The organism is Rhizobium sp. No.120, from assembly GCF_054558365.1.
On sequence record NZ_BAAJNQ010000003.1, the window covers coordinates 373,994 to 387,118 of the forward strand.

Consider the following 13,125-nt stretch of genomic DNA (forward strand, 5'->3'; position numbering starts at 1 on the left):
ATGCCCGGAGCGCGCGGCAGACATCCCGGCATTACCCCGGAGATCCTGTTGCGCGCCTATTCCATCGGACTTTTCCCGATGGCCGAATCGGCGGATGACCCGGAAATCTTCTGGGTCGAGCCGGAATTGCGGGGCATCATTCCTCTCGATACGTTTCACGTCTCCAAAAGCCTCGCCAAGAAAATCCGTCAACACCCCTTCGACATCCGTTTCGATAGCGATTTTGAGGCGGTCATCGCGGCCTGCGGCGAACAGACGAGCGATCGCCCCAGCACCTGGATCAACGAGACGATCCGTTCGCTCTACGCTACCCTGCACCATATCGGCCATGCTCATTCTGTCGAAGCCTGGGAAGGTGACCGGCTGGTCGGCGGTCTCTATGGCGTCTCACTGGGATCTGCCTTCTTCGGTGAGAGCATGTTTTCTCGCCGCACCGATGCTTCCAAGATCTGTCTCGTCTATCTGGTGGAGCGCCTGCGCGAACGCGGCTTCACCCTGCTCGACACGCAATTCACCACCGAGCACCTGAAGACATTCGGCGCCATCGACGTACCGAAGGATGCCTATGCAAGAATGCTGGAGAAGGCGATGGAATCGCCTAATCTCAGCTTCTCCCACGGTGGAAATCTGCCCGAAACGAATTGATTCCGAAACGGACTGCCCTAAGTTCGGCACAACAGCCGAGGGTAGAATCGTGAAGAATCATATTGCAATTTTCTTTATCGCCGCGCTGAGCATCGCGACGGAGGCCAGCGCCAAATCATTCCACGACATGTTCGGAGCCGAGCCGCCGGTGGGCGACGAAGGCGCCGTGCTTAAAACGCTGGATTTTCAGCAGGGCGCAATCAAAATCCCCACCGCCAATGCCACGCTGAATGTTTCTGACCAGTTCTACTATCTCAATCCGCAGGATTCGAAGAAGGTGCTGGTCGAGCTCTGGGGCAATCCGGAGAGTTCGGTCGGTAATCCGCTGGGCATGATCTTCCCGGCCAAATACCCGCCGACCGACCCACATTCATGGGGTTCCGTTATCGATTATGACGGCAGCGGTTATGTTTCCGATGAGGATGCCGCATCGACCGATTATGACGATCTGCTGAAGAAGATCCAGGACGCGATCAAGGAAGCGAACCCTGAACGCGAACGGCAGGGTTTCGATCCGATCACAATGGTCGGCTGGGCAGAGCCACCGCATTACGATAAGGCGACCCATGCCCTCCACTGGGCGCGCGATCTGATTTTCGGCAAAGGTTCCAATGCCGGTCACACACTGAACTATTCTGTGCGCGTGCTGGGACGCGAGGGCGTCACTGAGCTCGATTTCGTCGCCGGACTGGATCAGCTGCAGGAAATCAACGCCGCTATCCCCAACGTCATCAACACCGTGCAGTATGACAACGGCAAGCGCTATGCCGACTTCACCAATGGCGACAAGATCGCTGCCTACAGCATGGCGGGCATGATCGCTGCCGGTGCGAGCGTAAAGGTTGCGGCAAAGCTTGGCCTGCTTGCGGTCGTTCTCGGCTTCTTCAAAAGTTTTGGCGTCGCCCTTCTGGCATTGAAGAAAGGCCTCATCGTCGTGCTGGCGGGTGTCGTAGCGGCCGGCCGCAAGATCCTGAGTCTGTTCCGCCGAAAAGAAAATAGTGACGCCTGAAGCAATCCACGCCTGAAGTTTTTTGCGACTTCAAATCCTGATTGTGGTCTGCTATCCCTGCTGACGAAGAGTTTGGCGCATAGAGGTTCCACTTTGCCGTCGTAAATACCGGTCTCATCCAAATCACCCAATGCATCGGGTTGGCGCAGCGCCATCCGATGCATGTTTATGTCCATCGGGTGATGGCCTGAGACCGGTTTGGCATTGTCAAAACGCGCCTAATACAGCGGCCTGTCTCAGCTCTTCAGTCGTCCCGCAACATCGCCACACCGTGCCCCGACGGGCTTGTCTCACTGCCACTTGGTGGACTTCCATACGGAAGACCAAGACGGTATGTGCAATATTCTTCAGGTCCGGTGGACCCTTATGCCCAAAACATCGCCTCAACCATGGATCGCCTGCAGTGGCTGTGGATCTCCAAAACCCTTCAGATCGAGCGGCAAGATCAGGCTCAACGCCAATGGCAAGCGACTCGATGCCTGGCTCGTCTACAAGTGCATCGATTGCGACAAGACATGGAACCGAACGCTCTTCGAGCGCCGGACCGTTCACGACCTCGCCCCTTCCACGCTCGAGGCACTGCAGCGCAGCGATCCGAACTGGGTGCGCGCGCAGGAATTCGATCTCGACGGGTTGAGGCGGAAAGCCAAACGTATTGAGGAGCCGCCCGATGTCTCAATCCTGAAAGAGGCTATAGGTGTGGCAAGCGGCTGGACTTTGCTTGATATCGGAATATCAGCCCAATTCCCGATAAACCTGCGTCTTGATCGGCTGCTTGCCTCGGAGTTGGTAATCTCGCGCTCGCGGCTTCAGGCCCTTCGTGATCGAGGCAAATTGAAAGCCTATCCGGAGCGCAACGACTTGTTGCGCCACAAGATCAAAGATGGCGTGCGGATCGTACTTGACTTATCGGAGGTGGCTGATCGTCTGGCGATAGGTGAAGCGGCGGCCAATACCGACTGAGAATGAAACTATGCCCGCAGGAGAAAGGCTTCTGCGGGCTACATAATCCTGCTGTGAATGTCTCGAAACCTATTACTTCGCGCCGGCAGTATCCGGCGCCGGAACGTCGGACTTCTGCTTGCACTCTTTCAGCCAGACGTCATAGATCGGATGCTCGACGGCGTTGAGGCCGGGGCTGTCGGCGAACATCCAGCCTGTGAAGATGCGGCGGATGCGACGGTCGAGAGTGATCTCGTCCACCTCGACGAAACCGTCCACCTTCTGTTGCTCGGTATCGTCTCGCGAATAGCAGGCGCGCGGTGTCACCTGCAGTGCGCCAAACTGCACGGTTTCGTTGACATAGACGTCGAAGGTGGTGATGCGGCCGGTGATCTTGTCGAGGCCGGAAAAAACGGCAACCGGATTGGCGATGCGGGCAGCCTCGGCAATGGGGGCTGCCATGATGCCGGCGAAGAGGGTCATTCCCGCTGCAGCCATTGCACGCAAAGAAGCGCTCCGCGTGAAAACCATCATATTCGCCACTCTCCGCTTGGTCTCGGTCAAAGCGCCGAGCAAAAGCCGGCCTATGTCGCGCCTAAAGCCCAATTGTGGCCAAAGGACGAGCCGGCTTCTCCGCTCAGTTGCCCGGGGTCCAGGCGTCGTAGTCGCCGGTCACGCGTGGACGCTCGCCGGCAACAGCGAGAGAGCCCGGCGGGCGGTAAGCCTGCGGCGAGCCCGTGGGATTGGCACGATGTTCCTTCTGCCATTCCTTGGTGACGTAGTTTTCCTTGGACGGAGGCACATCGGTGCGATGATGCATCCAGCCGTGCCAACCCGGCGGAATGGCCGAAGCTTCGGCATAGCCCTTATAGATCACCCAGCGCTTGGGAAGACCGTAGGAAGACATGCCGCCTTCGTAATAGACGTTGCCGAATTCATCCTCGCCGACACGCTTGCCAAACCGCCAGGTCGCGAAGCGCGTTCCCAGAGTTTGGCTGTTCCACCAGGTGAAGGTCTGTACGATGAAATTCCACATGTCTTTTCCTCGATACCCGCTGAGGGGCGAGCGATACCAGAATTTGATAGTTTGCTTATGCCGCCCCTAGGCGTGCTTGTCCAGTGATTCCAGCGGGCAAAAGGCTTCATTTCAATAGCATCTTGAAGCCTAAATGCGTCGGCTTAAAACCCAGCCTTTCATAGAAGCGGTGCGCGTCCTTGCGGGCATTATTCGATGTCAGCTGAATCATCCGCATCCCGCGGCTTTTTGCCTCGTCGATGCAGAAATTGATCATAGCGGCGCCAATCCCCTGCCCGCGCATATCGGCTCGCGTCTGCACCGCTTCGATGATCATGGCAGAACCGCCCCGCCCGGTCAGCGTCGTCGTGATCATCGTCTGGAACGTGCCGACCACTTCGCCGGCCAGTTCGGCGACATACAGCGTCTGGTTCGGCGATGCCGCGATGGCGCGAAACGCACGGAGATAGTCGTCATAGGCGGAGGGATCGGTCGTATCGCCGTGACCGCCCATAGCGTCGGCGGCGAAGAGATCGATCAACGAAGGAAGGTCGGATTCTTTCGCTTCGCGGATAAGTAGTTCTTGTGAGGCCAATGTATCATACCTACGTCTTTGTTCCGTAGAGGAACTTAAAGGCAATCATGTCGACTAGTGAAACGTATAGGATCGAATACGATAATTCTGCGTTGGGTTCCGAGGCAGCAGCACATATATTTTTTACGGTATTGCTTGTTTTTATAGCCTTTCTTACAAGAGGCCACATCATCACAAGCATCGCGTGGATATCACTTGCTCTGATGACCGCGTACGTCGCTGTCAAGGCATTGCTAAAGCTTATCTTTCAGGCGCGAAAAGCGATTTTGATCATATCGCCGAAAGGCATAAAGGATGCTCGATTGAGCTCAGATTTTGTCCCTTGGGACGACATCGAGAAAATAGACGTTCCCACGCCACGCCGAAGCCTGGGCAAGATGTTGGGCATCATACTCCTGGGCTTTTTCTTGCTCGTCGTTACGATAATTCTATCCGAAAGTGCGGTTATCCCTATCGAGGCGTTCGATTGGAGCCGACCAGACCACCATGTGTGGTTGCTATTGGCCCCAGGCCATCGCATTACGGGGCAACTACGCAGCTCAAAGCACCTCGTCCGACAAGTGACCGGGAATATGCAGCACGTTTGCATCGCGGTTTCGGATCTGACCTACCAAAAGCCAGAGCTTCTCAAGCTAATGGTCAAATTCCATGCACGCTATAAAAAAGCATAGAAAACTGAAGAGGCGGCCTAACCAACAAAGGCCGCGCTAGTGACCCAAAAGAACGGCACGCGGGCCAAAGGCAGCCGGCTGTTACGTAGTCAGCGGCTTCTCGAATATCAGCGCAGGAATGCCCGACTGCCCGTTGCCGCAGTTTTCCGTGCGACCGACCTCGACAAAGCCATGGGCTTGGTAAAAGGCGATCGCAGGCGCGTTCTGCGGATCGACCTCGAGGCGCATGATCTCCGCATCCGGGAAGCAGGTTTCCAGTTCGGCGAAGATATCGCGGCCGATACCCTGCCGCTGATGTTTCGGGCTGACATAGAGCATGTAGAGCATGACTGTTTTCGTCATCTCTTTGGACATGGCGGCATAGCCCATGCCGCCGATTGTCCTGCCGTCGTCGGCTACCAGGAACTCGGAATTCTTGTTCGCTAACCGCGCCTTAAGCGAAGCCGGCGAATGCCAAGAGGCGTGCAGCTCGCTGACCTTTTCCGGGCCATAAATCCCGTCATAGGTCGCATGCCAGGTTTCGCCGAGCAGAGCACGGACCTTTTCCAGGTCCTGCTCGCTGGCGGTGCGGACGAAGAACACCGCTTATTCCTCTTCGATGCCGAGCTTGGCCTTGACCAGCGCCTGGACGGCCTGCGGGTTGGCCTTGCCGCCGGTCGACTTCATCACCTGGCCGACAAACCAGCCGGCGAGTGTCGGCTTGGCCTTGACCTTGGCGACCTGATCCGGATTGGCAGCGATGATCTCGTCGACGGCCTTTTCGATCGCACCGGTATCGGTGACCTGCTTCATGCCACGCGCTTCGACGATCTCGGCGGGATCGCCGCCTTCGTTGAGCACGATTTCGAACAGATCCTTGGCGATCTTGCCGGAGATGGTTTCGGCCTTGATGAGATCGATGATCGCGCCGAGCTGGGCGGGCGAAACCGGAGTCTCTTCAATGTCTTTGCCGGTTCTGTTCAGAGCGCCCAGCAAGTCGTTGATGACCCAGTTTGCCGCCATCTTGCCGTCGCGGCCGACGGCAACCGCTTCGAAATAATCGGCAATCGCCTTTTCCGAGACAAGAATGGAGGCGTCGTAGATCGAGAGGCCAAGCTCGCGGACGAAACGCTCCTTCTTGTCGTCGGGCAGCTCCGGCAGGTGCTCGGCAAGATCCGCGACGAAGGCATCGTCGAATTCGAGCGGCAGCAGATCCGGATCGGGGAAATAGCGGTAGTCATGCGCATCTTCCTTCGTGCGCAGCGACCGCGTCTCGCCCTTGTTCGGATCGAACAGGCGGGTTTCCTGATCGATGGTGCCGCCATCCTCCAGAATACCGATCTGACGGCGCGCTTCATATTCGATCGCCTGACCGATAAAGCGGATGGAGTTGACGTTCTTGATTTCGCAGCGCGTGCCGAATTTGCCGCCCGGACGGCGGACCGAGACGTTAACGTCGGCGCGCATGGAGCCTTCGTCCATGTTGCCATCGCAGGTGCCGAGATAGCGCACGATCGAGCGTAGCTTGGTCATGTAAGCCTTCGCCTCGTCCGCCGAGCGGATATCCGGCTTGGAGACGATTTCCATCAGCGCGACGCCGGAGCGGTTGAGATCGACATAGGACATGGTCGCGTGCTGATCGTGCATCGACTTGCCGGCATCCTGTTCCAGATGCAGGCGTTCGATGCCGATCTCGATATCCTCGAACTGACCCTGACGGTCCGGACCGAGGGAGATGACGATCTTGCCCTCGCCGACGATCGGGTCCTTGAATTGCGAGATTTGATAGCCCTGCGGCAGATCCGGATAGAAGTAGTTCTTGCGGTCAAAGATCGAACGCTTGTTGATCTGCGCCTTCAAGCCGAGGCCGGTGCGCACGGCCTGCTTCACGCATTCTTCGTTGATGACGGGCAGCATGCCGGGCATGGCGGCATCGACCAGCGACACGTTGGAATTCTGCGGCTTGCCGAACTCCGTCGAGGCGCCGGAGAAGAGCTTGGACTTGCTCAGCACCTGGGCGTGGACTTCCATCCCGATAACGACTTCCCAATCACCGGTGGCACCGGGAATGAAGCGTTTCGGATCTGGCGTACGGACGTCGACAATGGTCATGGGAAGCTCTTGTATAATGCTGTTTTCTGCTTTGGTGAGGTAGAGCAATTGGCGTGATGGCGCAAGGCTTTCGGCATCGGCTCCGCGCTATATGCCCGGGCCGTAGGCGCCGTCGCTCTCCTCGACCAGCGATTTCGAAAGCCCGACTGTAGGAACATCGCTGTCGAGCTTGGGGGAGTAGACGATCGATAGCCAGCGGATCTCGTAGCCGCGCGCCCTGAAGAAGGCGATAGCATCGGTGTTGCCCGCATGGCTCTGCAGGGAGACCTTTTCCAGCCCCTGCTCACGCACATCCTGCTCGATCCGCGCAAGCAAAGCCGAGCCGAGGCCGCGCCGCGCGAAATCCGGATCGATCCAGAAATCGGAGATCGCCTCGTCCAGCGCCTCGCGCGCCGCCCATCCCACAGCCTCGCCGTTCAGCTCTATGACAGTGATCGTCAGCCAGAGATCGCGGGTGAAATTGGTAAAGGCTTCGCTCGCGCTTTCCAGCAGTTCACCCGTGCCGCCGATAGCACTCATCGCCTTCTGCCAGGAGCGTAGGCCGATGCTTGCCAGCACGGCCTTTTCACCTTCATGCGCGTTGCGAATATGGATCATCGAGCCCCCGCTATTTGCGACCAGTAAAGCACCGGCCAAAGGCTTTTGCCAGCAGCGAGATTCGCCGGCAGGACCGATAGCGGGAAAGCCCTTTCGGGTTGAATTTGACATTGGGGCGCAACCTGCCTTAGAAAGGGTGCATCAACGGAGTTTTGATGTCTAACTTTTGTCAGTGCCGTTAAAGGCCCCGCTCGCAAGTTTTCTTGCGTGCCGGGCCTGAAAAACGAAGCCCCGACTTCCCTAAGGGAAGGCTCGGATTGGTTTTGTGCGCCCTTTGGCGCTATACGGATTCTGACAACAATGGACATTTCCCGCGCCGAACAGCGCATTCTCCACCTGCTCGCCCAGGGCGGGCGCATTGAAATCGAACGCAGCGACAACAAGAAGATCGAGACCGTCTACTGCTTCACGCGCGACGGCTGGGTCTATCCCGATTTCGGTATCGACCTCTTCCGCCGGCTGAAGCGCCTGAAGGCGATAAAGTCCACCGACGGTCATCCCTATCGCATCAGCGAAAAGGCATTGCGACTGGTGAGGGCGCAGCTGAACAATCGATAGAACAAGCCTGAGAGCCGCCCCCCGTTGGGCGGCCCTCGCCGATCGATATGAGAGCGCGGCGATCAGAACGTCCTGATGATGTCAGTCACGTGGTCGCCCCGACGATCGCTCTCAGCCTGCACCGCATCGCGCCTTTCATTCAATGCGGCGATTTGATCCTCGCTGTCAGCTAGAGCCTTCAAATAGCGCTTCTTCAAATCGCTGTTGTCAGGCACGGCGCCGAGATTTTGTCTTATCCGCTCCTGCTCATTGACGGTTTTCTCGATTTCACTGTCTAGTCTCGCTAGTTCGTTCTGGATCGCTACCTGTCTTTTGCGCGCATCGGCGAGATTTGCGAGCTTGTCGGTGAGCCCCTTATCATGCGTCGAAGCCGACCAGCCGAGCAGCATGTCCGGCTCTGCATCGACCAGAGCATAGCTGTTGCTTTGAAGTTGCTCGTCGATTGCGGTCAACGTCTTCTCCGCGCCTGCCGGCACCACGGCCTTGAGCCGTTGGTGCGTTGCCGTCTTGCCGGAGCTTTCAGCCGAGGAAAACGACCAGCCGTCTCGGATCGGATGTTCGATGACGACGGTCCTTTCGCCGTCCAGCGCGCCGGACACGGTGTATGTCGTTGTCTGGCGATATCTGACAGTGGCATTCATCACCCCATCGGCAACCGTCAAAGAGGCAATCTCCTCGGTCGGCGTCTGCTGCTCGCTGATCGAGACTTTCCGATCGGTTGCGAAGCTGGCGAGGCGCGTATCGTCCTTGGGCAGCGCGGACAATTGGGAATCACCGACGTAACCGATTTTGCTGTCATATAGCGTCAAAATGCCTGGCGGCATGCTGATGCCGGTGGTGTTCCTGAGCATCACGGCGGCGATGGGATTGCGGGAGGAGCTGCCGGCCCGATACATGTCCACCATATCGGCATCCACCTCCGCATCCATGATCGGCACCGATAACGTGTCGCCATTGGCCAGGTTGTAAGTGCCGGGGAGTGCAAACGTGGCAGAGATGTCGCTTTCGGTTGCCGTGGCGGGATCGGCTGTGGCCGTTTGCATGGGGGCTGCCGGTTTTTCCAGCTCGTCAGCCACGTATGCCTTTCTGCTGACGCCGCCCATCATCGCTTTTGCAGGGGCAGGTGCGGCTCGCTCCTCGACATTGGCCGGCAGACGCTGCCGATTGGACAGATCCCCGCTATCGGCATCAGGAACCATATTCGAAGCCGTGTTGACCGGCACCTCCTGCCGCTCTCTCCAATAGAGCTGGTGCAGGCCCTGCTTCAGTGTCACCGGCTCGGCCGAAGTCAATGTCAGCTTCACGTCCTTCCAGTCCTCACCGCTGGCATTTTCCAGCACCGTCCATGCCTGCAGGCGCGCCTTGTTCTTTTCGTCGATCACGACCTTGTAAGCCGTTTTCCAGATCGGTGACGGCACGACATAGGTCAGGCCGATGGCGCCGCTGTCCTTCACGCCGTTCACCTTAATATCGATCGCGCGGGTGCGATCGTTCTTGCCGCGGGCAATGGCTGCCGTCGCCTGGGCGAGCTTTGCTCTTACGTCGGGGTCATCAAACCGGACGGAGGCATCTTCACCAAGTGTCAACGTCTCCACCGCTCCATCCTTGTCGATGACAGTCAGCAGGTAAGTCGGGGCCTTCTCGTCGGCCATTCTCGTCTCAATGCCAAGAATGCTTCCCTCGACGGTCTTTCCGCCGCTGCTGACCGACACTTTGGCACCCTGCATCGATGTCAGAAGCGACGGCGCGGATGAAAGCGCTTCGGGCGTGAAGGGCAGGCCCTTGAAAGTCTCCTGCAACGGCTGAGGGCCGGCCAACGACAGGCTGGCCACTGAGCCTGCGGACCCATTCACCACAAGGCTCTTGAGGATATCGTCGACCTGATCGAGCGGCACCTCGATCCGCACCACACCGTCGCCATCGACCTCAGTCGATCGGGAAACCTCGGCCAGGCCACCCGAGGACAGGGTAATGGCTCGGATGACCCCATTATCGGCGGCCAACGACATCGCAGGAAATGCGACACTGAGGAGCAGGATCGCGGAGACTTGCTTGAGCATGAAGAGACCTTCCGATTCGGTTGCAGAGGACGAGACCAAGCGGCCTTCTGCAATTTATGATCGTATTTCGGTCCAAAATATGATGGCGCGCGGGCGGAATATCGGCACATGAAAAAAGGCCATCCGGATTTCGGATGGCCTTCTCAGAATTGGCGTCAGATATCGCGAAGCTTGACGAGATCGTCCGTCAAGCTGCTCGTCTCCTTGCAGTGCTTACCACCACTTCGCCGGCGTGAACTTGCCGGCCGCCTGTTCGATGACGTGGGCGGTCCTGAAGAGGGTTTCTTCTTCGAATGGCTTGCCGATGAGCTGCAGGCCGAGCGGCAGGCCCTTCGGGTCGAGGCCGGCGGGAACCGCGATACCGGGCAGGCCGGCCATGTTGACCGTCACGGTGAAGATGTCGTTCAGGTACATCTTTACCGGATCGGAAGCGAGGTTTTCGTCGGCGATGCCGAAGGCCGAGGACGGCGTGGCAGGCGTCAGGATCGCGTCGACGCCGGCGTTGAAGACGAGCTCGAAGTCGCGCTTGATCAGCGTGCGGACCTTCTGGGCGCGCAGGTAATAGGCGTCATAATACCCGGCCGACAGGACATAGGTGCCGATCATGATGCGGCGCTTCACTTCCTGGCCGAAGCCGGCAGCGCGCGTCTTCTCGTACATGTCGACGATATTGTCACCGTCAACCCGCAGGCCGTAACGGACGCCATCATAACGGGCGAGGTTCGAGGAGGCCTCGGCGGGCGCGACGATGTAATAGGCCGGCAGCGCATATTTCGTGTGCGGCAGGGAGATGTTGACGATCTCGGCGCCGGCATCCTTCAGCCAGGCAATGCCCTGCTGCCAGAGCGTTTCGATCTCTTCCGGCATGCCGTCGACGCGATATTCGTTCGGGATGCCGATCTTCATGCCTTTCAGCGACTGACCGAGCGAAGCTTCGTAATCCGGCACCGGCAGGTCGACGGACGTCGTGTCCTTAGCATCGACGCTGGCCATCGACTTCAGAAGGATGGCGGCATCGCGCACATCGCGGGCGATCGGGCCGGCTTGGTCGAGCGACGAGGCGAAGGCGACGATGCCCCAGCGCGAGCAGCGGCCATAGGTCGGCTTGATGCCGACGGTGCCGGTGAAGGCGGCAGGTTGGCGGATGGAGCCGCCGGTATCGGTCGCTGTGGCACCGGCGCAGAGATGCGCGGCAACGGCCGCGGCCGAACCACCGGACGAACCGCCGGGAACGAGCTGCAGGTTGGATCCCTCGGCGCGCCAAGGGTTGATCACCGGCCCGTAATAGGAGCTCTCGTTGGAGGAGCCCATGGCGAACTCATCCATGTTGAGCTTGCCCAGCATGACGGCGCCGTCGTTCCAGAGGTTCTGCGTGACGGTCGATTCATAGTGCGGCTCGAAACCGTCCAGGATGTGGCTGCAGGCCTGCGTATGAATGCCTTCCGTGCCGAACAAGTCCTTAATGCCAAGCGGAATGCCTTCCAGCGGGCCGGCTTTGCCTTCCGCAAGGCGAGCGTCCGACACCTTGGCCATTGCCAGCGCCTTTTGCGGCGTCACCTTCACATAGGCATTGAGCTGACCGTTGGCCGCCTCGATCGCCGAGATATAGGCCTCGGTCAGTTCGGTGGCTGTAATCTGCTTGGCGCGCAGCTTGTCGCGGGCTTCGGCAATGGTCAGGCTGGTCAGTTCGCTCATTTTGTTTCGCTTCAGATCTGGAATTGGGCAACGGGTCGGAAAAGGCTCCAAAGGAGCGGTTATTCGACGACTTTAGGCACCAGGAAGAAATTCTGATCGGTATTCGGCGCATTGGCGACGATGTCAGCGGCCTTGTTTCCGTCCGTTACTTCGTCGGCGCGCTTCTTCATCGCCATCGGGGTTACCGAGGTCATGGCCTCAACGCCATCGACATTCACTTCGGAGAGCTGCTCGACGAAGCCCAGAATGCCGTTAAGCTCGCCCATCATCCGCTGCGCTTCGTCTTCATTGACGGCGATGCGGGCAAGATGGGCGACGCGTTTGACAGTGGCGAGATCGACGGACATGGCATTCTCCGGATAGGTGACTTATCCACTAAAGTGAATTTGCTTCACGCTATAAAGGCCATGCCCGCCATACGCAACGGGTATCGTCAGGCAGAAACGCTCTCGCCCGCCTTCGGCGCCGCAACCGCGGTCTTTGAACCTTCCATGCCGGCGATGAACTTTTCCGGCGTCTGGTCGATGATCGGGAAGGTGCCGTAGTGGCAGGGAATGGCAGTCTTGAAGTTGAAGAAGCGCTGGCAGGCGAGTGCCGCCACCGCACCGCCCATGGTGAAGCGGTCGCCGATCGGCAGGATGCCGATATCGGGCTGATGCAGCTCGTTGATGAGAGCCATATCCGAGAAGATGTCGGTATCACCCATATGGAACAGCGTCGGCTCGTCGTCGAAATGCAGCATCAGGCCGTTCGGATTGCCGAGCGCGTGGGAAACGCCGTCTTCGGTGATCTGCGCTGAAGAATGCAGCGCATTGGTGAAAGTGGCCGAGAAGCCGCCGAGGCCGACGGTGCCGCCGGTATTGCCCATTTCCAGCTTCTCGACGCCCTTGGTGCCGAGCCAGGAGGCCAGATCGGCATTGGCGAGAACGACGGCGCCAGTATCCTTGGCAATCTGAACCGTGTCGCCGACATGGTCTGCATGGCCGTGCGTCAGCAGGATATGGGTCACGCCGGCGGCAACGTCCTTGATGTTGAGACCGGCGGCCGCAAAGGAAGAATTATAAGACAGAAATGGATCGATCAGTATTTTTGCTTTGGCCGTTTCAATGCGAAAAGCGGAATGGCCGAGCCAGGTGATCTTCATTGGATTTCTCCTTATGACTTGATTTGAAATATAAGGCTGGTGTCTAGGAGATATCTCAAACCGCGACAAAGAAAAGCGGCTTGGCTTCAATTTGTTTTGACAG

General features: G+C 58.3%; 15 protein-coding genes. 5 read left to right on the forward strand and 10 right to left on the reverse strand.

Features of this window, described 5'->3' with window-relative positions; all coding sequences use genetic code 11:
* The 3 genes from aat (at window position 1) to ACYJRZ_RS12580 (ending at window position 2,617) form a co-directional block, all read left to right on the forward strand.
* The gene (gene aat / locus ACYJRZ_RS12570; RefSeq protein WP_459459221.1) at window positions 1-645 is read left to right on the forward strand and encodes a leucyl/phenylalanyl-tRNA--protein transferase; all 645 of its coding nucleotides are present in this window, start codon (window positions 1-3) and stop codon (window positions 643-645) included.
* A 61-nt stretch (window positions 646-706) separates the two neighbouring features.
* Entirely contained in the window at window positions 707-1,654 is a 948-nt protein-coding gene (locus ACYJRZ_RS12575; protein WP_459459599.1) for a DUF2167 domain-containing protein, read from the forward strand.
* A gap of 366 nt (window positions 1,655-2,020) precedes the next feature.
* Window positions 2,021-2,617 carry a DUF1062 domain-containing protein gene (locus tag ACYJRZ_RS12580; RefSeq protein WP_459459222.1) on the forward strand — a complete coding sequence of 199 codons (597 nt, stop codon included), beginning with the start codon at window positions 2,021-2,023 and terminating at the stop codon, window positions 2,615-2,617.
* 72 nt (window positions 2,618-2,689) lie between these two features.
* Here ACYJRZ_RS12580 and ACYJRZ_RS12585 read toward each other — a convergent pair whose 3' ends face one another.
* The 3 genes from ACYJRZ_RS12585 to ACYJRZ_RS12595 all read right to left on the reverse strand — a co-directional run bounded on the left by ACYJRZ_RS12585 (window position 2,690) and on the right by ACYJRZ_RS12595 (window position 4,251).
* Entirely contained in the window at window positions 2,690-3,130 is a 441-nt protein-coding gene (locus tag ACYJRZ_RS12585) for a DUF2155 domain-containing protein (RefSeq protein WP_459459223.1), read from the reverse strand.
* A gap of 103 nt (window positions 3,131-3,233) precedes the next feature.
* Window positions 3,234-3,632, reverse strand: a complete 399-nt coding sequence (locus ACYJRZ_RS12590; protein WP_459459224.1) for an NADH:ubiquinone oxidoreductase subunit NDUFA12 — start codon at window positions 3,630-3,632, stop codon at window positions 3,234-3,236.
* A gap of 106 nt (window positions 3,633-3,738) precedes the next feature.
* On the reverse strand, window positions 3,739-4,251 hold the full coding sequence (locus ACYJRZ_RS12595; RefSeq protein WP_459459225.1) for an N-acetyltransferase family protein: 513 nt from the start codon (window positions 4,249-4,251) through the stop codon (window positions 3,739-3,741).
* A 2-nt stretch (window positions 4,252-4,253) separates the two neighbouring features.
* On the opposite strand from ACYJRZ_RS12595, the gene ACYJRZ_RS12600 reads away from it, so the two are divergent.
* Window positions 4,254-4,877, forward strand: a complete 624-nt coding sequence (locus tag ACYJRZ_RS12600; RefSeq protein ID WP_459459226.1) for a hypothetical protein — start codon at window positions 4,254-4,256, stop codon at window positions 4,875-4,877.
* Window positions 4,878-4,958: 81 nt separating this feature from the next.
* On the opposite strand, the gene ACYJRZ_RS12605 is transcribed toward ACYJRZ_RS12600, so the two are convergent.
* From ACYJRZ_RS12605 to ACYJRZ_RS12615, 3 genes are all read right to left on the reverse strand, one after another.
* Entirely contained in the window at window positions 4,959-5,459 is a 501-nt protein-coding gene (locus ACYJRZ_RS12605) for an N-acetyltransferase family protein (RefSeq protein ID WP_459459227.1), read from the reverse strand.
* Window positions 5,460-5,462: 3 nt separating this feature from the next.
* Window positions 5,463-6,968 (reverse strand): Asp-tRNA(Asn)/Glu-tRNA(Gln) amidotransferase subunit GatB, encoded by a 1,506-nt coding sequence (gene gatB, locus ACYJRZ_RS12610; RefSeq protein WP_459459228.1) that lies wholly within the window; start codon window positions 6,966-6,968, stop codon window positions 5,463-5,465.
* An 87-nt stretch (window positions 6,969-7,055) separates the two neighbouring features.
* Window positions 7,056-7,565: a GNAT family N-acetyltransferase gene (locus ACYJRZ_RS12615; RefSeq protein WP_459459229.1), complete on the reverse strand. Its 510-nt coding sequence runs from the start codon at window positions 7,563-7,565 to the stop codon at window positions 7,056-7,058.
* 300 nt (window positions 7,566-7,865) lie between these two features.
* Here ACYJRZ_RS12615 and ACYJRZ_RS12620 point away from each other — a divergent pair, with 300 nt between their 5' ends.
* Window positions 7,866-8,123, forward strand: a complete 258-nt coding sequence (locus tag ACYJRZ_RS12620; RefSeq protein WP_459459230.1) for a YjhX family toxin — start codon at window positions 7,866-7,868, stop codon at window positions 8,121-8,123.
* A gap of 62 nt (window positions 8,124-8,185) precedes the next feature.
* Here the strand turns inward: ACYJRZ_RS12620 and ACYJRZ_RS12625 are convergent, their stop codons facing one another.
* From ACYJRZ_RS12625 to ACYJRZ_RS12640, 4 genes are all read right to left on the reverse strand, one after another.
* On the reverse strand, window positions 8,186-10,183 hold the full coding sequence (locus tag ACYJRZ_RS12625; protein WP_459459231.1) for a DUF4139 domain-containing protein: 1,998 nt from the start codon (window positions 10,181-10,183) through the stop codon (window positions 8,186-8,188).
* A gap of 213 nt (window positions 10,184-10,396) precedes the next feature.
* Complete coding sequence (gene gatA / locus ACYJRZ_RS12630; RefSeq protein WP_459459232.1) at window positions 10,397-11,878, reverse strand: Asp-tRNA(Asn)/Glu-tRNA(Gln) amidotransferase subunit GatA; 1,482 nt, start codon at window positions 11,876-11,878, stop codon at window positions 10,397-10,399.
* Window positions 11,879-11,937: 59 nt separating this feature from the next.
* The gene (gene gatC / locus ACYJRZ_RS12635; protein ID WP_037194314.1) at window positions 11,938-12,225 is read right to left on the reverse strand and encodes an Asp-tRNA(Asn)/Glu-tRNA(Gln) amidotransferase subunit GatC; all 288 of its coding nucleotides are present in this window, start codon (window positions 12,223-12,225) and stop codon (window positions 11,938-11,940) included.
* Window positions 12,226-12,311: 86 nt separating this feature from the next.
* Window positions 12,312-13,022 carry a metal-dependent hydrolase gene (locus ACYJRZ_RS12640; protein ID WP_459459233.1) on the reverse strand — a complete coding sequence of 237 codons (711 nt, stop codon included), beginning with the start codon at window positions 13,020-13,022 and terminating at the stop codon, window positions 12,312-12,314.
* Window positions 13,023-13,125 lie beyond the last annotated feature (103 nt).

Excerpts from the sequence above, each read along its gene's own strand:
- aat (WP_459459221.1), top strand. The coding sequence starts at position 1 with ATGCCCGGAGCGCGCGGCAGACATCCCGGCATTACCCCGGAGATCCTG.
- ACYJRZ_RS12580 (WP_459459222.1), top strand. The coding sequence starts at position 2,021 with ATGCCCAAAACATCGCCTCAACCATGGATCGCCTGCAGTGGCTGTGGA.
- ACYJRZ_RS12585 (WP_459459223.1), bottom strand. The coding sequence starts at position 3,130 with ATGATGGTTTTCACGCGGAGCGCTTCTTTGCGTGCAATGGCTGCAGCG.
- ACYJRZ_RS12590 (WP_459459224.1), bottom strand. The coding sequence starts at position 3,632 with ATGTGGAATTTCATCGTACAGACCTTCACCTGGTGGAACAGCCAAACT.
- ACYJRZ_RS12600 (WP_459459226.1), top strand. The coding sequence starts at position 4,254 with ATGTCGACTAGTGAAACGTATAGGATCGAATACGATAATTCTGCGTTG.
- gatB (WP_459459228.1), bottom strand. The coding sequence starts at position 6,968 with ATGACCATTGTCGACGTCCGTACGCCAGATCCGAAACGCTTCATTCCC.
- ACYJRZ_RS12615 (WP_459459229.1), bottom strand. The coding sequence starts at position 7,565 with ATGATCCATATTCGCAACGCGCATGAAGGTGAAAAGGCCGTGCTGGCA.
- ACYJRZ_RS12620 (WP_459459230.1), top strand. The coding sequence starts at position 7,866 with ATGGACATTTCCCGCGCCGAACAGCGCATTCTCCACCTGCTCGCCCAG.
- ACYJRZ_RS12625 (WP_459459231.1), bottom strand. The coding sequence starts at position 10,183 with ATGCTCAAGCAAGTCTCCGCGATCCTGCTCCTCAGTGTCGCATTTCCT.
- gatA (WP_459459232.1), bottom strand. The coding sequence starts at position 11,878 with ATGAGCGAACTGACCAGCCTGACCATTGCCGAAGCCCGCGACAAGCTG.
- gatC (WP_037194314.1), bottom strand. The coding sequence starts at position 12,225 with ATGTCCGTCGATCTCGCCACTGTCAAACGCGTCGCCCATCTTGCCCGC.
- ACYJRZ_RS12640 (WP_459459233.1), bottom strand. The coding sequence starts at position 13,022 with ATGAAGATCACCTGGCTCGGCCATTCCGCTTTTCGCATTGAAACGGCC.